Source organism: Micromonospora sp. DT46 (assembly GCF_049841735.1).
GTDB lineage: Bacteria > Actinomycetota > Actinomycetes > Mycobacteriales > Micromonosporaceae > Micromonospora > Micromonospora reichwaldensis.
Genome location: NZ_JBNCKW010000008.1, coordinates 142,076 through 162,986, shown reverse-complemented (window position 1 = coordinate 162,986; position 20,911 = coordinate 142,076). Strand labels below are relative to the sequence as shown.

At 73.2% G+C, this 20,911-nt stretch carries 21 protein-coding genes; 10 read left to right on the top strand and 11 right to left on the bottom strand.

What is annotated here, in order from left to right; genetic code table 11:
• From ACLQ20_RS22960 to pdxT, 3 genes are all read left to right on the top strand, one after another.
• Nucleotides 1-495 (top strand): hypothetical protein, encoded by a 495-nt coding sequence (locus tag ACLQ20_RS22960; RefSeq protein ID WP_192581594.1) that lies wholly within the window; start codon nt 1-3, stop codon nt 493-495.
• Nucleotides 496-953: 458 nt separating this feature from the next.
• The gene (gene pdxS / locus ACLQ20_RS22955) at nt 954-1,871 is read left to right on the top strand and encodes a pyridoxal 5'-phosphate synthase lyase subunit PdxS (RefSeq protein WP_151456191.1); all 918 of its coding nucleotides are present in this window, start codon (nt 954-956) and stop codon (nt 1,869-1,871) included.
• A 98-nt stretch (nt 1,872-1,969) separates the two neighbouring features.
• Complete coding sequence (gene pdxT / locus ACLQ20_RS22950; protein ID WP_358122321.1) at nt 1,970-2,578, top strand: pyridoxal 5'-phosphate synthase glutaminase subunit PdxT; 609 nt, start codon at nt 1,970-1,972, stop codon at nt 2,576-2,578.
• Nucleotides 2,579-2,618: 40 nt separating this feature from the next.
• On the opposite strand, the gene ACLQ20_RS22945 is transcribed toward pdxT, so the two are convergent.
• A complete protein-coding gene (locus ACLQ20_RS22945; protein WP_425857663.1) occupies nt 2,619-3,470 on the bottom strand; it encodes a helix-turn-helix transcriptional regulator in 852 nt (283 codons plus the stop codon).
• Between the two features lie 104 nt (nt 3,471-3,574).
• Here ACLQ20_RS22945 and ACLQ20_RS22940 point away from each other — a divergent pair, with 104 nt between their 5' ends.
• The 5 genes from ACLQ20_RS22940 (at nt 3,575) to ACLQ20_RS22920 (ending at nt 7,055) form a co-directional block, all read left to right on the top strand.
• Complete coding sequence (locus ACLQ20_RS22940; RefSeq protein ID WP_151456188.1) at nt 3,575-4,234, top strand: NADPH-dependent FMN reductase; 660 nt, start codon at nt 3,575-3,577, stop codon at nt 4,232-4,234.
• A gap of 2 nt (nt 4,235-4,236) precedes the next feature.
• Nucleotides 4,237-4,533 carry a hypothetical protein gene (locus tag ACLQ20_RS22935; RefSeq protein ID WP_151456187.1) on the top strand — a complete coding sequence of 99 codons (297 nt, stop codon included), beginning with the start codon at nt 4,237-4,239 and terminating at the stop codon, nt 4,531-4,533.
• 235 nt (nt 4,534-4,768) lie between these two features.
• Nucleotides 4,769-5,518 carry a YebC/PmpR family DNA-binding transcriptional regulator gene (locus ACLQ20_RS22930; protein WP_151456186.1) on the top strand — a complete coding sequence of 250 codons (750 nt, stop codon included), beginning with the start codon at nt 4,769-4,771 and terminating at the stop codon, nt 5,516-5,518.
• A gap of 347 nt (nt 5,519-5,865) precedes the next feature.
• Nucleotides 5,866-6,828, top strand: coding sequence for a phosphotransferase family protein (locus ACLQ20_RS22925; protein WP_327027685.1), 963 nt, complete (start codon nt 5,866-5,868; stop codon nt 6,826-6,828).
• Nucleotides 6,829-6,848: 20 nt separating this feature from the next.
• Complete coding sequence (locus tag ACLQ20_RS22920) at nt 6,849-7,055, top strand: hypothetical protein (RefSeq protein WP_151456184.1); 207 nt, start codon at nt 6,849-6,851, stop codon at nt 7,053-7,055.
• 15 nt (nt 7,056-7,070) lie between these two features.
• On the opposite strand, the gene ACLQ20_RS22915 is transcribed toward ACLQ20_RS22920, so the two are convergent.
• The 7 genes from ACLQ20_RS22915 to ACLQ20_RS22885 form a co-directional block, all read right to left on the bottom strand.
• Entirely contained in the window at nt 7,071-8,132 is a 1,062-nt protein-coding gene (locus tag ACLQ20_RS22915; RefSeq protein ID WP_151456183.1) for an ABC transporter permease, read from the bottom strand.
• The gene (locus ACLQ20_RS22910; RefSeq protein ID WP_327027687.1) at nt 8,129-9,022 is read right to left on the bottom strand and encodes an ABC transporter ATP-binding protein; all 894 of its coding nucleotides are present in this window, start codon (nt 9,020-9,022) and stop codon (nt 8,129-8,131) included. Before ACLQ20_RS22910 ends, ACLQ20_RS22915 begins: the two co-directional genes overlap by 4 nt.
• A gap of 81 nt (nt 9,023-9,103) precedes the next feature.
• Nucleotides 9,104-9,805 (bottom strand): response regulator, encoded by a 702-nt coding sequence (locus tag ACLQ20_RS22905; protein ID WP_151456192.1) that lies wholly within the window; start codon nt 9,803-9,805, stop codon nt 9,104-9,106.
• A gap of 14 nt (nt 9,806-9,819) precedes the next feature.
• Nucleotides 9,820-11,106: a sensor histidine kinase gene (locus ACLQ20_RS22900; RefSeq protein ID WP_425857662.1), complete on the bottom strand. Its 1,287-nt coding sequence runs from the start codon at nt 11,104-11,106 to the stop codon at nt 9,820-9,822.
• 126 nt (nt 11,107-11,232) lie between these two features.
• Nucleotides 11,233-12,183 carry a permease prefix domain 1-containing protein gene (locus ACLQ20_RS22895; protein WP_425857661.1) on the bottom strand — a complete coding sequence of 317 codons (951 nt, stop codon included), beginning with the start codon at nt 12,181-12,183 and terminating at the stop codon, nt 11,233-11,235.
• Nucleotides 12,180-12,521 (bottom strand): PadR family transcriptional regulator, encoded by a 342-nt coding sequence (locus tag ACLQ20_RS22890; RefSeq protein ID WP_089001033.1) that lies wholly within the window; start codon nt 12,519-12,521, stop codon nt 12,180-12,182. Before ACLQ20_RS22890 ends, ACLQ20_RS22895 begins: the two co-directional genes overlap by 4 nt.
• Before the next feature lie 132 nt (nt 12,522-12,653).
• Entirely contained in the window at nt 12,654-13,289 is a 636-nt protein-coding gene (locus tag ACLQ20_RS22885) for a hypothetical protein (RefSeq protein WP_425857660.1), read from the bottom strand.
• 221 nt (nt 13,290-13,510) lie between these two features.
• Here ACLQ20_RS22885 and ACLQ20_RS22880 point away from each other — a divergent pair, with 221 nt between their 5' ends.
• The gene (locus ACLQ20_RS22880; RefSeq protein WP_425857659.1) at nt 13,511-14,926 is read left to right on the top strand and encodes a serine/threonine-protein kinase; all 1,416 of its coding nucleotides are present in this window, start codon (nt 13,511-13,513) and stop codon (nt 14,924-14,926) included.
• Here the strand turns inward: ACLQ20_RS22880 and ACLQ20_RS22875 are convergent.
• The 3 genes from ACLQ20_RS22875 to ACLQ20_RS22865 form a co-directional block, all read right to left on the bottom strand.
• Nucleotides 14,923-15,771, bottom strand: coding sequence for an NmrA/HSCARG family protein (locus ACLQ20_RS22875; protein WP_425857658.1), 849 nt, complete (start codon nt 15,769-15,771; stop codon nt 14,923-14,925). The genes ACLQ20_RS22880 and ACLQ20_RS22875 overlap by 4 nt on opposite strands.
• Before the next feature lie 134 nt (nt 15,772-15,905).
• Nucleotides 15,906-16,532: a hypothetical protein gene (locus ACLQ20_RS22870; RefSeq protein ID WP_425857657.1), complete on the bottom strand. Its 627-nt coding sequence runs from the start codon at nt 16,530-16,532 to the stop codon at nt 15,906-15,908.
• Nucleotides 16,529-17,092 (bottom strand): RNA polymerase sigma factor, encoded by a 564-nt coding sequence (locus ACLQ20_RS22865; protein WP_151455615.1) that lies wholly within the window; start codon nt 17,090-17,092, stop codon nt 16,529-16,531. Before ACLQ20_RS22865 ends, ACLQ20_RS22870 begins: the two co-directional genes overlap by 4 nt.
• A gap of 269 nt (nt 17,093-17,361) precedes the next feature.
• On the opposite strand from ACLQ20_RS22865, the gene dnaE reads away from it, so the two are divergent.
• Nucleotides 17,362-20,892 (top strand): DNA polymerase III subunit alpha, encoded by a 3,531-nt coding sequence (gene dnaE, locus ACLQ20_RS22860; RefSeq protein ID WP_425857656.1) that lies wholly within the window; start codon nt 17,362-17,364, stop codon nt 20,890-20,892.
• Nucleotides 20,893-20,911 lie beyond the last annotated feature (19 nt).

The window sequence follows — 20,911 nt, the reverse complement described above, 5'->3', positions numbered from 1 at the left end:
ATGTGGTGGGTGGTGCTCGCGGCCCTGGTCGTCGGGCTGGTGGCGGCGTACCTCGTCTGGACCGCCGGGCGGGTCGGCCGGCTGCACGCGCGGGCGGAGCTGGCGGCCCGCGCCCTGGAGGCCCACCTGCTGCGCCGGGCGGCCGCCGCCGCGGTCCTGGCCGAGCGCCGCTACGGCGTCGAGCTGTACGCGGCGGCGCGGATCGCGCTGGACGCCGAGCCCGACGAGCGGGAGGCCGCCGAGAACGACCTCACCCGCCAGTTGCGGGCGGTGGAGCTGGACCCGGCGGATCCGGGCTGCGAGGCGGTGATCGGCGCCAGCCGGCGGCTCGCCCTGGCCCGTCAGGTGCACACCGACCTGGTCCGCGACGCCCGCGCGGCGCGGGGTCGCCCGCTGGTGCGCCTGTTGCGGATGGGGCGCCGCCGCCCCTGGCCGACCTACTTCGACATCGACGACCCCACCCTGACCGTCCCGGCTGACGTCCCCGCCACCTGACCCTCGCCTCGCGCAGCCGCCGCCACCTGGCTTCAGCGCGTCTCCGCGTCGTGCGGGCGTCCCCGCGCCGCGCGCGGCTGACCGGCCTCCAGGCGGCCCGGGAGCTGGGCGTCGCAGCCCCGGACGTCGTGATCAGGACGCCATGGACGTCATCCGGCCGCTGAGAGGTCCATGGCGTCCTGATCACCGGGAAGCGGGCCCGGGACGAGGCGGCGGCGGGGACGGGGCGCGCACCTGGGACGGGCTTCGCGGCAGGGGGCTTCGCGGGCGGGGCGGGCGGGGGAGGGGACGGACTTCGCATCCGGGAGCAGCGGGGCAGGTGGGGAGGAACCACGCGGGGGCGGTGATGGCTGCCACAGTGCAGGCCACCGTGGGCCTGATTGGCTGTCGGATCGGCGTTGGGACCGTCGTAGCATTTCCGCAGCCACCCCCCGAGCATGTTCGAGGAGCGATGACCCGTGCCCGAAACCACTGCCCAGAACGCTAGCGCCAGCCCCGTCACCGGCACCGCCCGCGTCAAGCGCGGCATGGCCGAGATGCTCAAGGGCGGCGTGATCATGGACGTGGTCAACGCCGAGCAGGCCAAGATCGCCGAGGACGCCGGCGCCGTCGCGGTGATGGCGCTCGAGCGGGTGCCCGCCGACATCCGCGCCCAGGGCGGGGTGTCCCGGATGAGCGACCCCGACATGATCGACGGCATCATCAACGCCGTCTCCATCCCGGTCATGGCCAAGGCCCGGATCGGTCACTTCGTGGAGGCCCAGATCCTCCAGTCGCTCGGCGTCGACTACGTCGACGAGTCCGAGGTGCTGACCCCGGCCGACTTCGCGAACCACATCGACAAGTGGGCCTTCACCGTCCCCTTCGTCTGCGGGGCGACCAACCTCGGCGAGGCCCTGCGCCGGATCACCGAGGGCGCGGCCATGATCCGCTCCAAGGGCGAGGCCGGCACCGGTGACGTCTCCAACGCCACGACCCACATGCGCAAGATCCGGCAGGAGATCCGCCGGCTGAGCTCGCTGCCGACCGACGAGCTGTTCGTGGCCGCCAAGGAGCTCCAGGCGCCGTACGAGCTGGTCAAGGAGGTCGCCGAGAGCGGCAAGCTGCCGGTGGTGCTCTTCACCGCCGGTGGGATCGCCACCCCGGCCGACGCCGCGATGATGATGCAGCTCGGCGCCGAGGGCGTCTTCGTCGGCTCCGGCATCTTCAAGTCCGGCAACCCCGCGCAGCGCGCCGCCGCGATCGTCAAGGCCACCACCTTCCACGACGACCCGGACGTGCTGGCCAAGGTCTCCCGGGGCCTGGGCGAGGCGATGGTCGGCATCAACGTCGACGAGATCCCGCAGCCGCACCGCCTGGCCGAGCGCGGCTGGTGATCTGCCAGGAAGGGCACCCTCCTGTCGCCTGGTGCGCAGGAAGGTGCCCTTCCTGACAAGCAACCGAGCCGCCACGTTCACCACGAGAGGAACGGCAGATGAGCGACGCACCCGTCATCGGCGTGCTCGCCCTCCAGGGCGACGTCCGCGAGCACGTCGCCGCGCTGGCCGAGGCCGGGGCGGACGCCCGCCCGGTACGCCGCCCGCAGGAGCTGGACGCGGTGGACGGGCTGGTCATCCCCGGCGGTGAGTCCACCACGATCAGCAAGCTCGCCGACATCTTCGAGCTGCGCGAGCCGATCGACAAGCGCATCGCCGACGGCATGCCGGTCTACGGCTCCTGCGCCGGCATGATCATGCTGGCCACCGAGGTCCTCGACGGCCGGCCCGACCAGCGCGGCTTCGCCGGCATCGAGATGACCGTGCGGCGCAACGCGTTCGGCCGGCAGGTCGACTCCTTCGAGGCGCCGGTGGGGGTCACCGGGATCGAGGGCGGCCCGTTCCACGCGGTGTTCATCCGGGCGCCGTGGGTCGAGCGGGTCGGCGACGGCGTCGAGGTGCTCGGCACGGTGACCGAGGGCCCGGCCGCCGGGCGGGTCGTGGCGGTGCGGCAGGGCAACCTGCTGGCCACCTCGTTCCACCCCGAGCTGACCGGCGACGCGCGGGTGCACGCGTACTTCGTGGCGATGGTCCGGGCGTCCCGCTGAGTGGCGGCGACGGATCCTCCGGCTGGGAGGGCCCGTCGCCTCAGCCGGCCACCGAGCGCAGGTGCCCGGGCAGGCGGCCCCGCAGCCGGTCCAAGCCGGCCGCGGTGGCCGCGTCGGCGGGAACGTGGACGACGAGACGCTGGTGGTCACTGTCGGCGAACTCCAGCGTCTCGTAGGTCAGGCGCAGCAGCCCCACCTCCGGGTGCCGCAGCCCCCGCACGCCGGTGACCGGCGCGGCCACCGGTCGCCGCTGCCACCGCTCGGTGAAGGGCGCGCCGACCGTACGGGCGAGCCGCTCGGCGAAGTCGTCGACGGCCAGGTCACCCTGGCGCAGCCGGTGCAGCTCGGCGATCTGGTGGTCGGCCAGCTGTGCCCAGTCGGGGAAGTGGTCGCGGGCGCGCTCGTCGGCAAGCACGAACCACACCAGGTTGGGGCGGTGGCCGTCGAACAGGCCCAGCGGGCGGGCCAGCCGGTCGAACGGATCGTTCCAGGCCAGCACGTCGCCGAGCCGGTTCAGCACGTACGCGGGGGAGTCCCGCAGCGCGTCGAGCACCGCGCCGACGGTCGGCCGAACCGTGCGGGAGACCGTCTGCCGCTCACCCGGGCACAGGCTCCGGCCGTGGTTCGCCGCCGCCAACTGCCGCAGATGCTCGCGGTCGGCGTCGTCGAGCAACAGGGCGTCGGCGAGCGCGGCGAGGATCTCGGGCGACGGATGGGTGTCGCGGCCCTGTTCCAGGCGGGTCAGGTATTCGACGCTGACCTGTGCGAGCGTCGCCAGCTCGGCTCGACGCAGCCCGGGCGTGCGCCGCCGGGACCCTGCGGCGAGGCCGACCTGGGCCGGCTGCACGGCTTCCCGGCGGCTACGCAGGAACGCGCCCAACTCTCCGTCCATCACCCGGCCATCCTGGCAGTGTTCCGCCGGCGGAGGGTGGCCCTGTCGGGGCCACCCTTGCGGCGGTCTCCCCACGCCGCCGGACCGGTCGCAGGCTCGTCGGCATGGAGAACGCACAGACAGCAGGGCCGGTCCGGATCGGCCTGATCGTGGGAAGCACCCGTCCCGGCCGGCGCGGTCCGGCGGTCGCGGGATGGGCGACGGAGGTCGCGGCGGGGCACGACGCGGTGCGTTCCGGTGCGGCGACCGTGACGGTGCTGGACCTGGCGGAGCAGCAGTTGCCGCTGCTCGACGAGCCGGTGCCGGCGATGTTCGGCGACTACCGGAACCCGCACACCCGCCGCTGGTCCGCCCTGGTGGGGGCCTGTGACGCGTTCGTGTTCGTCACGCCGGAGTACAACCACTCCGTGCCGGCCGCGCTGAAGAACGCCGTCGACTACCTCCACGCCGAGTGGAACGGCAAGCCGGCCGGAATACTCAGCTACGGCGTGCGGGGCGGCACCCTGGCCAACGAGCACCTACGGCAGATCCTGACCGAGGTGCGGGCGATGGTCGTGCCCACCGCGGTCTCGCTGACCGTCTTCACCGACTTCGACTTCTCCGAGGCGGATCCGGGCGATCCGACGGCACCGGGGCGGATCGCGCCGGCGACCGAGCGGGCGGAAGCCCTGTCGGCGATGCTGACGGAGATCGTCGCCCAGGCGCGCGAGCCGCGCCCCGGTGACCCGGTGGCGGCCGACGCCGGCGCGGAGCGGGTGGGGTGAGCATGGAGACGATCATCATCAGCTACCGGGTCCGGGCCGGGCACCTGTCGGAGCACCTGCGCCTGCTCGGGGCCGTCCACGAGGAGGTGGCCCGGACCCGGCCGGCCGGGCTGCGGTTCGTGACGCTCCAACTGGACGACGAGCGGAGCTTCGTGGACATCGCCGTGGCGCCCGAGCTGCCGGGCCCGTTGCCGGAGCTGGAGTCGTTCCGCCGCTACCGGCCCGGCTTGGAGGACCGGTGCGAACAGCGGTCCACCTCCGGGTTCGGGGTGCTGGGCTCGTACGGCTTCGGGGCCTGACCGCAGCCGCGTTTTCGTCCCGTCCGTCCCGTTGCGGGCGGTCGGGGCGGGGCGGCGGCGCGCGGCGCGGTGACAGCGACCCGCCGGGCGTCGGTAGGATTGCCGAGATTCGGCGGGGCCAGCTGCCCGTCCACGGCTTTCCCGCAGGGCTGCCCGGCACCACCGCGTGCGCCGGCGGGAGCGGGGGCGTGCGCGGTCGGTCGATGCAGACGGCGGGTAGCAACGGAGGTAGCAGATGTCCGGCCACTCAAAGTGGGCGACGACCAAGCACAAGAAGGCGGTCATCGACGCCAAGCGCGGCAAGATGTTCGCCAAGCTGATCAAGAACGTCGAGGTCGCCGCGCGCACCGGCGGCGGTGACCCGGCCGGCAACCCGACGCTTTACGACGCCATCCAGAAGGCGAAGAAGAACTCGGTCCCCAACGACAACATCGACCGCGCCGTCAAGCGCGGCTCGGGCCTGGAGGCCGGCGGCGCCGACTGGCAGACCATCATGTACGAGGGCTACGGCCCGAACGGCGTGGCGATGCTGATCGAGTGCCTCACCGACAACCGCAACCGCGCGGCCACCGAGGTGCGCACCGCGCTGACCCGCAACGGCGGCTCGCTCGCCGACGCGGGCTCGGTGTCGTACATGTTCTCCCGCAAGGGCGTCGTGCTCGTCCCCAAGGCCGGCACGACCGAGGACGACGTGATGATGGCGGTCCTCGACGCCGGCGCCGAGGAGGTCAACGACCTGGGCGAGGCGTTCGAGGTGGTCTCCGAGCCGACCGACCTGATCGCCGTGCGCACCGCGCTCCAGGACGCCGCCATCGAGTACGAGTCGGCCGAGTCGTCGCTGATCCCGAGCGTCAACGTCCCCCTCGACGAGGAGGGCGCCCGCAAGATCTTCAAGCTGATCGACGTCCTGGAGGACTGCGACGACGTGCAGAACGTCTACGCGAACTTCGACGTCAGCGACGAGGTGATGGAGGCCGTCGGCTGACCGACGGGCTTCTGCCCGGTTCCCCGTCGCCGGGTACGGCGGGCGGGGGACCGGCAACCGTCGCCGAGCCGTTTCCCGGCGGGGCGAAGGACCGGCTGCTGTCGCGGCGCGTCGGCCCCGTGGTCGGGAACCCGCTACCGACGCCGAGCCGTCTTCCGGCGGCGCCGGTCTCGATGCCGGTTGTGCGGGAGCCGTGCCGTCCGGACACCGCTCCGCGGCGACCGCCCGGGAGTGGATGTCGCGTCCGGTTCACGCTGCTGGTGGATGGTCCTGCTGCGCGGCGACGGTCGAAGCTCTCCCGCATAAAACCTTCGCGCGTGCCGCCCTCCCGATGATGAGGTGGCACGGTGACCAACCACGATGGGGCGGCGGCTGTCCGACCGTTGACACTGGCCTGGGTGAGCCGACATCTGGAGGCCGGCGAACGGATCGTCAGGGCCGAGGCGCTGCACGGCGGCATCACTGCCGAAATGCGGAGGCTGACCATCGGCACGCGGGACGAAAGCACCCGCGACCTGGTGCTGCGGAGCTTCGTCAACCCGTTCTACCTGGGACACGCCGAGGACTGGCTGAACCGGGAGGCCGACGCTCTGTCCCTGCTCACCGGCACCGGCGTGCCGGCTCCTGGACTGCTCGCGGTTGATCCGACCGCCGCGCATTGCGAGTATCCATCGCTCCTGATGACACATCTGGCAGGCCGGACGGTCCTCGACGATGAGGGATTGGAGACGCGCGTTCCTCTGCTGGCCCGTCAACTCGTGGCGATCCACACGGTGCGACCCGCCGAGCGGCCCCGGGAGTATGTGGCGTTGACGACCGCCGACACCGTCGTGACTCCGAAGGGCGCCGACGCGGCGGCATGGGCCGCGGCGATCGACGTGATCCGCAGGCCCGCGCCGCCCTATGAAGGGCGGTTCCTGCACAGGGACTTCCAACCCGGCAACGTGCTGTTCGACGTGCCACCCGCAAGGCCGGCAGGTGCCCGGATCACCGGCGTCGTCGACTGGGCAGCGACCTCCTGGGGCCCGGCGGATCTCGATGTGGCGCACTGCTCCACCAATCTCGCACTGCTGCACGGCCCGGCGTGGGGTCTGCGGTTCGCTCAGGCGTACGAGGAGGCCGGCGGGGTGCTGGCCGCGGCCGCGAGCGAGCGGCTGTACTGGCAGGTGCGGGACGCGCTGGCGTGCTCAGAAGAAGTGCAGGTGGTGACGCAGCCATGGCGGAAGGCAGGTAGGACAGAGCTGACGACGCGAGCCGTGGAGGAGCGGCTGGATGCCTATGTCACCGCCCTGATGGACGCGCTGGGCTGAGTCAAGGCCGCACCTGGCTGATGGCCGCCTACCGGGGCGCGAAGCCCGGGCTCCCGAACGGGACGCTCTTCGCCGTCGACGGCACGGTGGCGCCCCGACCGGGCGTCCTGACGGGCCAGCCGGACGGGGCGACCGGCCGGCTGGTCCCGCTGGTCCCGGCCGGGCTGACGGACCCGGTTACCGCCGCCGCGACCGACAGCCGCCGCAAGCGGTCCACCTGGCGGTAGCCGCCGGCCGAACCGTCAGCCCACCTTCTCGCGCGACCGCCACGCGGTGCGCACCGAGGTGCGGCCGTTGGTGCGCAGCAGCGAGCCCTCGTACACCCGGGCCCCGGCGGCCACGACTGCGGCGGCCGCGACCAGCAGCAGGGCCAGGGACACCAGCGGCTCCCAGCCGGCCGCGTCCCCCGTGAACAGCCGCAACGGCATGGCCGTCGGCGCGGAGAACGGCACGTAGGACAGCACCCGCATGGCCGTCGCGTTGTCGTTCAGGAAGATCACCGCGAAGAACGGCAGCATGACCGCGAGCTGCACCGGCGTCGACACGCCGGCGATGTCCTCCTGGCGGTTCACCAGTGCGCCGGCCGCCGCCCACATGGCCGCGACCAGCACGAAGCCGAGCAGGAAGAACGGCAGGAACCAGCCGATCGCCGGGGCCAGCAGCGAGAGCAGTCCGCCGCTGTCGCCGAACTGCACACCGACCAGGGCGACGAGGGCGACCAGGGCGATCTGCCCCAGGGCCAGCACCGTGCCGGCGATCATCTTGCCGGCCAGCAACGCCCGTACCGGCACCGCGGCGACCAGGATCTCCACGATCCTCGTCTGCTTCTCCTCGACGATGCTCTGCGCGATCTGCACGCCGAAGGTCTGCGAGGTGACGAAGAAGATGAACGCGAAGGCGAACGGCACCAGGAAGGCCACCATCGGGTCCACCGCGTCGGGGTCCAGCAGCCGGACCGCGGGCTGCGTGCTCAGCGCCGCCACCACGTCGTCGGGGGCCTCGTCCATGGCCAGCACCGCCGGCCCGGAGACCACCGCGGCGTCGACGTCGCCGTCGCGTACGGCCTGCTCGGCGGCGCGGTCGTCGGGGACCGTACGGACCTCCAGCCCCGCCTCGCGCAGCGGGCCGGCCGCCGACGCGGTCACCGCCACGCTCGACGGGCCGCCGGAGAGCAGCGGCGGCAGGATGGTCGCGGCGGCGGCGATCAGCAGGAAGAACAGGGTGCTGAACAGGAAGGTGCGGTCGCGCAGCTTGACCCGGATCTCCCGGCCGGCGACCAGCCGGGTGGCCTGCATCGTGTTCACTGGGCGACCTCTCGGAAGATCTCGGTGAGGGAGGGGCTGACCGGGCGGAACGCGCGGACCGGGCCGCGCGCCAGCGCCGCGTGCAGCACCGGCTGCTCGTCCGCGCCGGGCGCGAGGTCGAACACGGCGCGCGCGCCGTCCAGGTCGACGAGGGTCACCCCCGGCTGGTCCCGCAGCCAGCCGGCGTCGGTCTCCACCACCAGCTCGTACCGGGGCACGGTGTACGTCGCGCGCAGCTCCTCGCGGCTGCCGGCGGCCCGGATGACGCCGCCCCCGATGATCACCAGGTCGTCGCAGAGCCGCTCGACGACGTCCAGCTGATGGCTGGAGAACAGCACCGGCGCGCCCGCGGCGGCCCGCTCCCGCAGGACCGCCACGACCGTGTCCACGGCCAACGGGTCGAGCCCGGAGAACGGCTCGTCGAGCACCAGCACCTCGGGATCGTGCACCAGGGCGGCGGCGATCTGCGCGCGCTGCTGGTTGCCCAGCGACAGCGTCTCCAGCAGGTCGTCGCCGCGCTCGGCGAGCCCGACCCGCTCCAGCAGCGCGTCCGTGTTGCGTTGCGCCGCGGCGGCGGTCATCCCGTGCAGCCGACCCAGGTAGGCCACCTGGTCCCGGACGCTCATCTTCGGGTAGAGGCCGCGTTCCTCCGGCATGTAGCCGAAGCGCTGGCGGGCCCGCCGGCTCAGCGGAGCGCCCTGCCAGGTGATCTCACCGGCGTCCGGGGCGAGCACCCCGAGGATGATCCGCATGGTGGTGGTCTTGCCGGCGCCGTTGCCGCCCACGAAGCCGGTCATCCGGCCGGCGGCCACGTCGAAGGACACGTTCTGGAGCACCCGTCGGTCGCCGAAGCTGCGGTCGACGCCGTCGAGGCGGAGCACATTGGTCACGGCGTCCACGCTAGATCGCCGGCCGCGCCCCGCCGTCCGCCCCGAGATCGAGCACGACGTCCCCCTCATGGCGGAGCCGGGTCAGCCGCCGGGGCGCACCACCCCGTGCTCGTACGCGAAGACCACCGCCTGCACCCGGTCGCGCAGGCCCAGCTTGGCGAGCACCCGGCTGACGTGGGTCTTCACCGTCGCCTCGCCCAGGTGCAGCTCGGCGGCGATCTCGGCGTTGCTGGCGCCGCCGGCGACCAGGACCAGGACCTCCCGCTCGCGGGGGGTGAGGTCCCGCAGCGCCGCCTCGGGAGCCGTCCTCGGGCCGCCCGGCGGGCCGGGCTCGCCGGGGCGGGCGAAGGTGGCGATCACCCGCCGGGTGAGTTCCGGGGCGAGCAGGCCGTCGCCCCGGGCGAGCACCCGGATCGCCTCGATCAGGGCCTCCGGGGTGCCGTTCTTGAGCAGGAAGCCGCTGGCCCCGGCGCGCAGCGCGGCGAACAGGTAGTCGTCCCGGTCGAACGTGGTGAGGATCAGTACGGCCGGCCCGCCCGGCCCGTCCTCCCCGGCGGTGATCCGCCGGGTGGCCTCCAGCCCGTCGACCCCGGGCATCTCGACGTCCATCAGCACGACGTCCGGACGCAGCGCCCGGGTCATGGTGGCGGCGCGCTCCCCGTCGGCGGCCTCCCCGACGACCTCGATGTCGTCCTCCACCTCCAGGATGACCCGGAAACCGGTGCGGACCAGGTGCTGGTCGTCGGCGAGCAGCACCCGGACCGGACGGTCGGTCCCGGGCACCTCCTGCCCGGCGCTCACGCGGGCCGCCCCACCGGCAGCGGCAGCGGGAACCGGGCCCGTACCCGCCAGCCACCGCCGGCGCGCGGGCCGACCTCCAGCGCGCCGCCGTGGGTGGCGACCCGCTCGCGCATCCCGACCAGGCCGAGCCCGTCGGCGTTCGCCGGGCGGGTCGCCCGTCCGTCATCGGTCACGTCGACCTCCACCTCGTGTGCCAGGTAGCGGATGCGCACGTCGAGCGCGGTCGCGCCCTCGGCGTGCTTGAGCGTGTTCGTCACGGCCTCCTGGGCCACCCGGTACGCGGCCTGCGAGACCGACTCCGGCAGCGGCGCCGGGTCCCCGTACACGCCCATGGTGGCCCGCAGCCCGGCCTCGCGGGCGCGCTCGACCACGGCCGCGATCTGGTCGACACCGGCCGGTCCCGGCTGTTCCGGGCGGTCCGGGCCGCCGTCGCGGGCGCGGAGCAGGCCGAGCATCCGGCGCAGCTCGTCGACGGCCGTGCGGGCGGTCTCCTCGATCGCGCTCAGCGCCGTGCGGGCCTTGACCGGGTCCTTGTCGAACACCCGGCGGGCGGCGGCCGCCTGCACCCCCATCACCGACACGTGGTGGGCGACCACGTCGTGCAGCTCCCGGGCGATGCGGACCCGCTCGCCCACCACCGCGTGCTCGCGGACCTCGGCCTGCGAGCGGCGCAGCTCCTCGGCCCGCGCCTGCACCTCGTGCTGCCGCCGGGCGGCCAGCCACGCCGTCTCCCCGAAGAAGTACGCGAAACCGAAGTAGAGGCCGTTGACCAGCACCCCGTTCACCATGGCCGCCAGCAACGGGGGCACGGGCCCGACGGCGCGGGCGAACGCGTCCGGGGGGATGGTGGTGTAGGTGGTCGCGTAGTAGATCCCGAGCCACAGGAACATGGTGGCGATGACGCCGATCCGCAGCCGCCGGGACAGCCGCCGTTCCCGGCCCCACGCGCCCAGCGTGTAGAGGGCGGCGAACAGCGCCCACGAGGCGAGCTGCGTCTCCGGGGCGGAGCGGGCCTGCGCGGCGATGAACGCGATCGAGACCACCAGCGTGACGGCGGCGGGGAACCGGCGTCGCCAGATCAGCGGCAGGGTCACCGCGACGGTCCAGAAGATCTGCTCCGGGCCGGACGGCGGCGGGCCGAGCAGGAACGCGCCGGCGCTGCGGGTCAGCGTCAGGCTGAACAGCGCCAGGACGGTCGCGGCCAACCCGATGTAGACGTCCAGCCGGCGCTGCTCCGGGGTGGGCCCCGGGCGTCGCCAGTCCTCGTCGGTGTCGCTGTTCATCCAGGTCAGGATCTCATCCCGCCGGGCGCCGCCGATCCGGCACCCGGCCGGGGCGGCCCGGCCTGTCGCGGGGCGGCACGGTCACGGCCCGGCACGCGTGGCGCGCCGGGCCGTGACGGTGGTGGATCAGGTGCGGTTGCGCCACGTCTTGACGGCGCTGTCGAGGATGTCCCAGAGCGTCACCAGCACCGTGCCGGCGATCACGGCGGTCGCCACCAGGTTCAGGTTGTCGCCCTCGCCGAGCCACTCGAAGCGGGCCACGAACTCGGGGTTGAGCAGCCGGTCGGTCGACATCAGCCAGACCACCGGCGCCGCGAACGCCAGGCCGAGTACCGCGTTGACCGCGACCAGCGACCAGGTCCAGCGCCCGACCCGGTACTTGGCGAACTCCAGGCCGATCGTGGCCACCAGCACCGCGATCAGGAACGGCAGCCAGAAGCTCCACAGCGCCGGGTCGAGGATCGGCAGGTTCTCGCCGTCGTCGGTGGGCACGAACGAGCGGAAGTGCTGCATCGGCAGGTAGGCGATGACCAGCGCCAGGAAGGTGACCGAGGCGGCGATGTCGGTGAGGGTGATCTGCCGGTCGATCGTGTCCTCCGGGAGCTGGTCGACGCTCCACGCAGGCAGGTGCAGGGGGGTCTTGGTGCGCTCCAGCACCGCGAAGACCACTGTCACCCAGAAGGCGATCTGGACGGCCACCTGGAAGGCGGTGGTGATGCCCGCGCCGATCCCCTCGCCCGCGTTGCCGCCGTCGGCGACCCTGAGCAGGCCGGCCAGCACGCCGACCAGGGCCGGGATGAAGCTGAGCAGCAACTTCATCAGCCGCGACCAGGCCAGGTAGTAGGCCGGTCCGATGAGCTGCAACCGGCGGTCGGCGTAGCGGGCGGCGAGCTTGTCCGGGTCGCCCAGCTCCGTGAGCACCTCCCGCTCGGCGGCGGCGGCGTCCTGCCCGCCGGCCGTACGGCCCTCGACCATGTCCGCGATCGAGGCGCGCAGCTCGGTGTCGATCTCCGCGCGGCGCGCGACCGGCACCGAACGCAGGGTCGCGGTGAGGTATCGGTCGGTCAGGGTGGTCATCGATCGGCTCCTTCGATCAGCCCGGTCAGGGAGGTCTGCACTGTGGCGAGGTCGGTGAGGAGCCGGCCCAGCACCGACTCGCCCTCCTCGCTGGTCCGGTAGAACTTGCGTGGCCGGCTCTCCTCGGTGTTCCACTCGCTGGTCAGCAGCCCCTGCTCCTCCAGCCGCCGCAGCAGCGGGTAGAGCGTGTTGGCGTCGACCGGGAAGCCGTGGTCGGAAAGGCGTTGCAGCAACGCGTAACCGTAGTCGGGCCGGCGCAGCGCGACGAGGCTGGCCACCACCACGGTGCCCCGGCGCAACTCCTGGAGATGCGTTCGCAGGATCTCATCGCTAACCATGCGTCACACCATACTGTGTGCCACACACTATCGTCCAGTGATACATCATCGTGCGCGTCAACATCAGTGTGTTCGGGCGAAACGGACGGCGGCGGACCCTCGGAGGGATCCGCCGCCGTGGGCGCCGGCCGCTCAGCAGGACCGGCCCTCCCGGAAACCGCGCTCGACGACGGACGCCGGCCCGACCTGGAGGTAGCCGACCCCCGGCCGGATCGGGTGGCCGGTGAACAGCTCCACCCGGGAACCGACGCGCACCAGATAGGCCGAGGCGTCGCCCGCGTCGTTGCGGATCATCGAGCCCCGCGGGCCGTAGATCTCCTCCAGGGCGGCGAAGGACATGCCCACCCCCGCGCCGGCGGGCGTGCGCGGCGGCGCGGTGGCGGTGCCCACCTCCACCAGCCGCCCGTCGCGGAAGGCCAGCAGGATCTTCCCCGCCCAGGCCCCGGTGACGCCGGCACGGACCGTGCCGTCGCAGTCGGGAGCCACCCAGTCGATGAGGCCGGCCGCCGACAGGCGAGCCAGGTCGGCCCCGATCCGGAACGGCCCCGCGCCCCGGACGCTGATGAGCCGGACCTCGTCGGGATCGGCGGCGGCCGGGCGGGCGGCGCCGTCCGTACCCGCGCCGAGGCGGCCGTCGGCACGTTCGGACAGGTTCCCGGCGACGGCGGCCGGCCTCGACGCGGCGGCGGCCGGTGCCGCCGTGGTGATCGGCACGAGCCCGGCCGTGGCCAGCAGGGCGGTGACGACGGTGTACGAGAGACGGTGCACGGGGATCTCCTCCTCCGGAGTGCGGGTGTCCTTGTCCTGTTGGTCACCCGTCCGGCCGGATCGGTTCGTCGGTTTCCCGACCGGTGCGCCCGACCAGTACGCCCCGACCGGTGCGCCCGGCCCGCCCGACGCGCCGACCCCGCGGGCTGCCCCCGGCCCGCTCCGCCGTCTACTGTCGAGGCGGAACGGCGACCGGCGGTGCCGGTGTCGGGGGTGGTGCGGTGAGCAGTCCGGGGCGGATCGGGCCCTACCGGGTCGAGCGGCTGCTGGGCACGGGGTCGTTCGCGACGGTGTGGCTGGCCCACGACCCGGTGCTCGACTGCCGGGTGGCGATCAAGGTGCTGGCCGAGAACTGGCACCACGACCTGCGCGTACGGGAGCGCTTCCTGGACGAGGCCCGCCTGCTGCGCCGGCTCGACGACGAGCGGCTGGTCCGCGTCCACGCGGTCGGCGAGTTGGCCGACGGGCGGCCGTACTCGGTGCTGACCTGGGCCGACGGCGGCAGCCTGCGCGAGCGGCTGGCGGCCGGGGCGATGCCGGCGCCCGCCGCCCTGGAACTGCTGGCCGAGATCGCCGCCGGCGTCGCCGTCCTGCACCGGCACGGCGTGGTGCACCGCGACCTGAGCCCGGGCAACGTGCTGTTCCGCTCCGGCCCGTACGGCGAGCGGGTGCTGATCGCCGACCTCGGGCTGGCCAAGGCCCTCGCCGCCGCCTCCGGTCTCACCGCCCGGGCCGGCACCCCCGGCTACATGGCCCCGGAGCAGGACGACCCGTTCGCCATCGTCGACACCCGCGCCGACGTGTACGCGCTGGGCCGGCTCGGCCTCCGCCTCCTCGCCCTGGCCCCCGCCCCCGGTGCCGCCCCCGGTGCCGTCGCCGTCGTCCAGGCGGCGGGCGGGGCGGGTGGGGACGCCCTGCCGGAGGTGGCCGCGGTCCTGCGGCGGGCCACCGCGCCCCGGGCCGCGGACCGGTACCCGGACGCCACCGCCTTCCGCGCCGCCCTGCACCGCGCCGTGCCGGCTGTCCCCGTGCCGCCCGCCGGGACGGTCAGGCATCCGGCCCGGCGGGCGCGCACGGAGCGTCGGCTGGTCGCCCGGCGGCGGCTAACCGCGCTGGCGCTGGGGGTCCTGACCCTCCTGGCGGCCGGGTCCACCGCCGGCGACGACACGACGGGCCGGCGGGACGCCGGAAGCTGGACGAGCGGGTTGGTCACCGTCGCGCTGCCGCCCGGGTGGCGGGCCACCGGCACCGGCTGGGCCGGCCGGTACGGGCCCGACGGCCGACTCGAACCGGCCATGGTGATGTCGCCCGACCCGCACCGGTGGGCGGCCGACCCCACCGTGCCGGGTGCCTTCGTCGGGCTGTCCGCCAGCATCGCCGCGCGCACCAGCCCGGCGGGATTCGTCGCCGAGCGTCCCCACGCGGCGTGTGCCGCCGCGCCCGTACGCCGCACCCGGCAGGCGGGCGTGGACTGGGTGGTGGCCCGGTTCACCTGCGACCGGGGGCGGCCCGAGGTCGTCGAGGCCGCCGGGCTCGCACCCGGCCGCGCCGGCCTGGTCTACGTGCAGATCACGCCCCCGGCCGGCAGCCGGGCCGACTTCGTCGACACGCTACTGGCCGGGGTGAGGGTGGGCTAGTGCGGAGCGGACGCCGCCGCCCGGCCGAGGCGGTCGCGCAGGAACTCCTCGAACGTCAGCAGCCAGGGGAACCGGTTCCGCAGGCCGGCGATGTCGGCCTGGTATCCGCTCTCGGCGAACCAGGCGTACATGGGATGCTCGACCGGCTGCGGTTCCAGGCGGGTGGGGGTGCCGGTGAGCGCCTCGTAGATCTCGGCGACCCGGGTGAAGGTCAGCTCGTCCCCGGCGATCTCGATCTGCGTGCCGAGGTGGTCCGCGGGGTGCGCGAAGGCGTACGCGGCGATGCGGCCGACGTCGTCGGAGGCGATCATCTGCAGCGGTCGGTCGGGAAGGACCTCGAGGCTCAGGACCCGTTCTCCCCCAGCGTCGGCGTAGTGGAGGAGATTGTTCATGAAGAACGCCGGGCGCAGGATGGTCGCGGGCAGGCCCGACGCCTGGATGTGCCGCTCGATCTCGGCCTTGGTCTCGAAGTGGTCGATGCCGGTCCGCCGTTCCGCGCCGCCCACCGAGCTGTAGACCAGGTGCGCGACACCCGTCTCCCCGGCCACGTCGGCGACCGTCCTGCCCTGCCTGACCTCGGCCGCGAGGCCGTCCGGAGTGTGTGCCAGGGCCTGGACGCTGAAGACACCGTGCACACCGCGCATCGCCGCGCGCAGCGACCCGGCATCGTCCATGTCCCCCTCGACCAGGGTGGCGCCCTGCTCCGCGAGGAGGCGCGCGGCCGGCTTGGCCCGATCGCGGACGAGTGCCCGCACCTGCCAGCCGTCCTGGAGCAACCGGCGGGCCGTGGCGCCGCCCTGATTGCCGGTGGCACCGGTCACGAGAATCGTCTTCCGCTCCGTCATGACGGTCCAGCCTAGGGAAACGGCTGGTCAGCCCGACGGCAAGGGGGCCTGCCATCGACGGGGGGCGTACGCCTGCGCCGGCGCACCGCCGCCCTCCGTCGGTGCTAGCGCACCACCGCCGCCCTCCGTCGGTGCTAGCGCACCACCACCGTGACCGTGTGCGTCGTACCGCCCTGGGGGATCAGCACGTCCACCGTGCCGGGGCGGACGAACCGGATGTCGACCACTCCCGCCTCGTAGCTGCGGGAGACCAGGTCCTCCCGGTCCACGCCGACCTCACCCGGTCCGATGCCGATGATCCGCAGAATCCCGCCGGTCGCGAAGCAGAGCGAGCGCACCAGCGCCAGCTCGGTCTCGGCCAGCACCAGGTCGTGGCGTACCGCCCCGAAGCAGGTGCCGGGCAGCCCGCCCGGCGAGCGCGTCGCGGCCGGCGTACGCCCGGCGGCGGTCGTCGGGGGCGCAGCCGGCGGGGGCCGGCGGGACGGCGGGACGACGGCCGAGGTGCCCGGCGGACGGCCTGGCGTGCTCGGCGACGGCGGGGAGGCCGACGGTGGGAGGGCCGACGGGGAGGGCGGGGCCGGGCCGGGGGAGCGGGAGGCCGGCGCCTGCACGGGCAGCGGCGAGACGGGAGCGTCCCCGCCGCCGCACCCAGCGAGCGGCACGGCCACGGTCAGGGCGACCACCGCGATCCCGGCGATCCACGGGGCGGAGAACCGTGCGCCGCCGGAGCCGCGCGGCGCGTCCCGGCGGCGGCCCGTCACCGCCGGCCCTCGCCGGCGGCGGGCTCACCGGAGAGCCGGTGCCGCAGCTGCCGGCGGGCCTCGTGGATCCGCGACTTGACGGTGCCCTCGGGCACGCCGAGCAGGCCGGCGATCTCCCGGTAGCCCAGCCCCAGGACGTCGCGCAGGGTCACCGCCTCGGCGAGTTCGGGGCGCAGCGCGTCGAGCGCGTCGAGCAGGTCCAGCCGGGTGCCGGCGACCACGCTCGTCCGGCGCGGGTCCACCGGCTCCGGCAGCGGCACGCCGCCGGCCTCCACCAGCCAGCGCCGCCGCAGCACCCGGTACGTCGAGCGGGCCCGGTTGGCCGTCAGCCGGTACAGCCAGGTGTGGAACGACGAGCGGCCCTCGAACCGGCCGACGCCCCGGGCCAGCGCGAGCAGCGCGTCCTGGCACGCCTCCTCGGCGTCCTCCCGGTTCGGCAGCAGGCGGGCACAGAGCCGCAGCACCTCCGGGCGGACCGCGACCAGCAGCGCGTCGAGCGCCGCGGGATCGCCGCGCGCCGCCGACTCGACCAGCTCCTCGACACCGTCCGGGAGGGGCATCAGGTCGTCCAATGCTCGCCGGATACCGTCCGCCCAGGCTACGGCCGCCGCCGCCGATCGGGGCGCCCCGAGTCCGGGAACCGACTGCCGGAGGCCGTCGTGGGCCCCGCCGAGCGTCGGCCGCCCGCGCGGGGCAGGGCCGTCGGAAGAGACGCGCGCCACCCGGCCCGGCCCTGTCCGCGCGGCGTCTGGAGCCGCGTTTCCCGGCGGCGATAGGGTAGGCCGTCCGAGCTCGACCATCCCATGAACCGACCCGGGGGGCGCCACGCATGGGCGATTCGTTCGCGCATCTGCACGTGCACACGGAGTACTCGATGCTCGACGGGGCGGCCCGGCTGAAGGACCTCTTCGCCGAGGTCAAGCGGCAGGGCATGCCGGCGGTGGCGATGACCGACCACGGCAACATGCACGGCGCGAACGACTTCTACAAGCAGGCGATGGCCGCCGGCGTCACCCCGATCCTCGGCATCGAGGCGTACGTGGCGCCGGAGTCGCGGTTCCACAAGCAGCGGGTGAAGTGGGGCCGGCCGGAGCAGAAGAGCGACGACGTCTCCGGCAGCGGCGGCTACACCCACATGACCATCTGGGCGAAGAACAAGACCGGCCTGCACAACCTCTTCAAGCTCACCAGCCGGTCGTACACCGAGGGGTTCTTCGTCAAGTGGCCGCGGATGGACGCGGAGCTGCTCGCCGCCAACGCCGACGGGCTGATGGCCACCACCGGCTGCCCTTCCGGCGAGGTGCAGACCCGGCTGCGCCTGGGCCAGTACGACGAGGCGCTCAAGGCCGCCGCGCGGTACCAGGAGATCTTCGGCAAGGAGAACTACTTCCTGGAGGTCATGGACCACGGCATCAGCATCGAGAGCCGGGTCCGCCAGGAGCTGCACGACATCTCCCGCAAGCTGGACATCCCGCCGGTGGTCACGAACGACTCGCACTACACCCACGAGTCGCAGGCCGAGGCGCACGACGTGCTGCTCTGCGTGCAGACGGCGGCGAACGTCGCCGACCCGAACCGGTTCCGGTTCGACGGCAGCGGCTACTACATCAAGTCCGCCGACGAGATGCGCGCCGTCGACAACTCCGATTTCTGGCTGGAGGGCTGCCGGAACACCCTGCTGGTGGCCGAGAAGGTCGACCCCGCGGGGATGTTCGAGTTCCACAACCTGATGCCGCGCTTCCCGGTCCCGGAGGGGGAGACCGAGGAGTCCTGGTTCCGCAAGGAGACCTTCGCCGGGCTGGAGCGGCGCTACCCCGGCGGCATCCCCGACGGGCACGTCACGCAGGCCGAGTACGAGCTGGGCGTCATCATCCAGATGGGCTTCCCGTCGTACTTCCTCGTGGTCGCCGACTTCATCCAGTGGGCCAAGAACCAGGGCATCGCCGTGGGCCCGGGCCGTGGCTCGGCCGCCGGCTCGCTGGTCGCGTACGCGCTGGGCATCACCGACCTCGACCCGATCCAGCACGGCCTGATCTTCGAGCGGTTCCTCAACCCCGAGCGCGTCTCCATGCCGGATGTCGACATCGACTTCGACGAGCGCCGGCGCGGCGAGGTGATCAAGTACGTCACCGACAAGTGGGGCGAGGACAAGGTCGCCCAGATCGCCACCTTCGGCACGATCAAGGCGAAGGCCGCGATCAAGGACTCGGCCCGGGTGCTCGGCTACCCGTACGCGGTGGGCGACCGGATCACCAAGGCGATGCCCCCGGCGGTGATGGGCAAGGACATCCCCCTGGAGGGCATCTTCGACCCCAAGCACCCCCGCTACGCCGAGGCCGGCGAGCTCCGGGGCATGTACGAGGCCGAACAGGACGTCAAGAAGGTCATCGACACCGCCCGGGGCATCGAGGGGCTGATCCGGCAGACCGGCGTGCACGCCGCCGGCGTCATCATGTCCGCCGAGCCGATCATCGACCACATCCCGCTGATGCGCCGGGACTCCGACGGGGTCATCATCACCCAGTTCGACTACCCGACGTGCGAGTCGCTCGGGCTGTTGAAGATGGACTTCCTCGGCCTGCGCAACCTGACGATCATCGACGACGCGGTGAAGAACATCCAGCTCAACCACGGCAGGGAGCTGGACCTGCTGGCGTTGCCGCTGGACGACAGGCCCGCGTACGAGCTGCTGGCCCGGGGCGACACCCTGGGCGTGTTCCAGCTCGACGGCGGGCCGATGCGCTCCCTGCTGCGGATGATGAAGCCGGACAACTTCGAGGACATCTCCGCCGTCCTCGCGCTCTACCGGCCCGGCCCGATGGGCGTCGATTCGCACACCAACTACGCGCTGCGCAAGAACAACCTCCAGGAGATCACCCCGATCCACCCGGAGCTGGAGGAACCGCTGCGCGAGATCCTCGCGCCCACCTACGGCCTGATCGTCTACCAGGAGCAGGTGCAGCGCGCCGCGCAGATCCTCGCCGGCTACACCCTCGGCCAGGCCGACCTGCTGCGCCGCGCGATGGGCAAGAAGAAGAAGGAGATCCTCGACAAGGAGTTCATCCCCTTCCGGGACGGCTGCCGGGAGCGGGGCTACTCGGACGAGGCGATCCAGAAGGTCTGGGACGTGCTGGTCCCGTTCGCCGGCTACGCCTTCAACAAGGCGCACTCGGCGGCGTACGGGCTGGTGTCGTACTGGACCGCGTACCTGAAGGCGCACTATCCGGCCGAGTACATGGCCGCGCTGCTCACGTCCGTCGGCGACGACAAGGACAAGATGGCGCTCTACCTCTCGGAGTGCCGCCGGATGCGCATCCAGGTGCTGCCGCCGGACGTGAACACCTCCGCGGGGCCGTTCACGCCGGTCGGCAAGGAGATCCGGTTCGGCCTCGGCGCGGTGCGCAACGTCGGCGCCAACGTCGTCGCCGCGATCATGCGCTGCCGGGACGAGAAGGGCGAGTACGCCGACTTCTACGACTTCCTGTCGAAGGTCGACGCCGTGGTCTGCAACAAGAAGACCATCGAATCGCTGATCAAGGCCGGGGCGTTCGACGTGCTCGGGCACTCCCGCAAGGCGCTGCTCACGGTGCACGCGGAGGCGATCGACGCGTACGCCGACGTCAAGCGCAAGGAGGCCGTCGGCCAGTACGACCTCTTCGGCGCCGGGTTCGGCGACGCGGAGACCAACAGCACCACGGTGATGCCGGTCATCGGCGACGGGGAGTGGGACAAGCGCGACAAGCTCGCCTTCGAACGCGAGATGCTCGGCCTCTACGTCTCCGACCACCCGCTCTTCGGCCTGGAGCACGTCCTCGGCGCGGCGGCGGACTGCACCATCGCCTCCCTGTCCGAGGAGGGCACCGTCCCGGACGGGGCCGTGGTCACCCTCGCCGGCATCCTCTCCGGGGTGCAGCGGCGCGTCACCAAGCAGGGCCGGGCCTGGGCGTCGGCCACCCTGGAGGACCTCGCCGGCGGCGTGGAGGCCCTCTTCTTCCCCAACACCTACGAGGTGATCGGGCAGTACATCGCCGAGGACGCCATCGTGGTGGTCAAGGGGCGGGTGGACCGGCGCGACGACACGCCCCGGATCATGGCGATGGACATGTCCATGCCGGACGTCAGCAGCACCCCGGGGAGCAAGCCGATCACCCTGACCATCCCGGTGCACCGGTGCACCCCGCCGCTGGTGGAGCGGCTCAAGGAGACCCTGGTGCTGCATCCGGGCGACACCGAGGTGCACGTCAAGCTGCTCAACGGCGGCCGGACCACCACCCTGCGGCTGGGGCCGTTCCGGGTGGCGGCCACCACCGCGCTGATGGGCGACCTGAAGAGCGTCCTCGGCCCCGCCAACGTCAGCTGACGCCGCCACCCCGCCGGCC

Coding starts and splice junctions, on each gene's coding strand:
- ACLQ20_RS22960 (WP_192581594.1), top strand. CDS start 1: ATGTGGTGGGTGGTGCTCGCGGCCCTGGTCGTCGGGCTGGTGGCGGCG.
- pdxT (WP_358122321.1), top strand. CDS start 1,970: ATGAGCGACGCACCCGTCATCGGCGTGCTCGCCCTCCAGGGCGACGTC.
- ACLQ20_RS22945 (WP_425857663.1), bottom strand. CDS start 3,470: ATGGACGGAGAGTTGGGCGCGTTCCTGCGTAGCCGCCGGGAAGCCGTG.
- ACLQ20_RS22940 (WP_151456188.1), top strand. CDS start 3,575: ATGGAGAACGCACAGACAGCAGGGCCGGTCCGGATCGGCCTGATCGTG.
- ACLQ20_RS22935 (WP_151456187.1), top strand. CDS start 4,237: ATGGAGACGATCATCATCAGCTACCGGGTCCGGGCCGGGCACCTGTCG.
- ACLQ20_RS22930 (WP_151456186.1), top strand. CDS start 4,769: ATGTCCGGCCACTCAAAGTGGGCGACGACCAAGCACAAGAAGGCGGTC.
- ACLQ20_RS22920 (WP_151456184.1), top strand. CDS start 6,849: ATGGCCGCCTACCGGGGCGCGAAGCCCGGGCTCCCGAACGGGACGCTC.
- ACLQ20_RS22900 (WP_425857662.1), bottom strand. CDS start 11,106: ATGAACAGCGACACCGACGAGGACTGGCGACGCCCGGGGCCCACCCCG.
- ACLQ20_RS22895 (WP_425857661.1), bottom strand. CDS start 12,183: ATGACCACCCTGACCGACCGATACCTCACCGCGACCCTGCGTTCGGTG.
- ACLQ20_RS22890 (WP_089001033.1), bottom strand. CDS start 12,521: ATGGTTAGCGATGAGATCCTGCGAACGCATCTCCAGGAGTTGCGCCGG.
- ACLQ20_RS22875 (WP_425857658.1), bottom strand. CDS start 15,771: ATGACGGAGCGGAAGACGATTCTCGTGACCGGTGCCACCGGCAATCAG.
- ACLQ20_RS22865 (WP_151455615.1), bottom strand. CDS start 17,092: ATGCCCCTCCCGGACGGTGTCGAGGAGCTGGTCGAGTCGGCGGCGCGC.
- dnaE (WP_425857656.1), top strand. CDS start 17,362: ATGGGCGATTCGTTCGCGCATCTGCACGTGCACACGGAGTACTCGATG.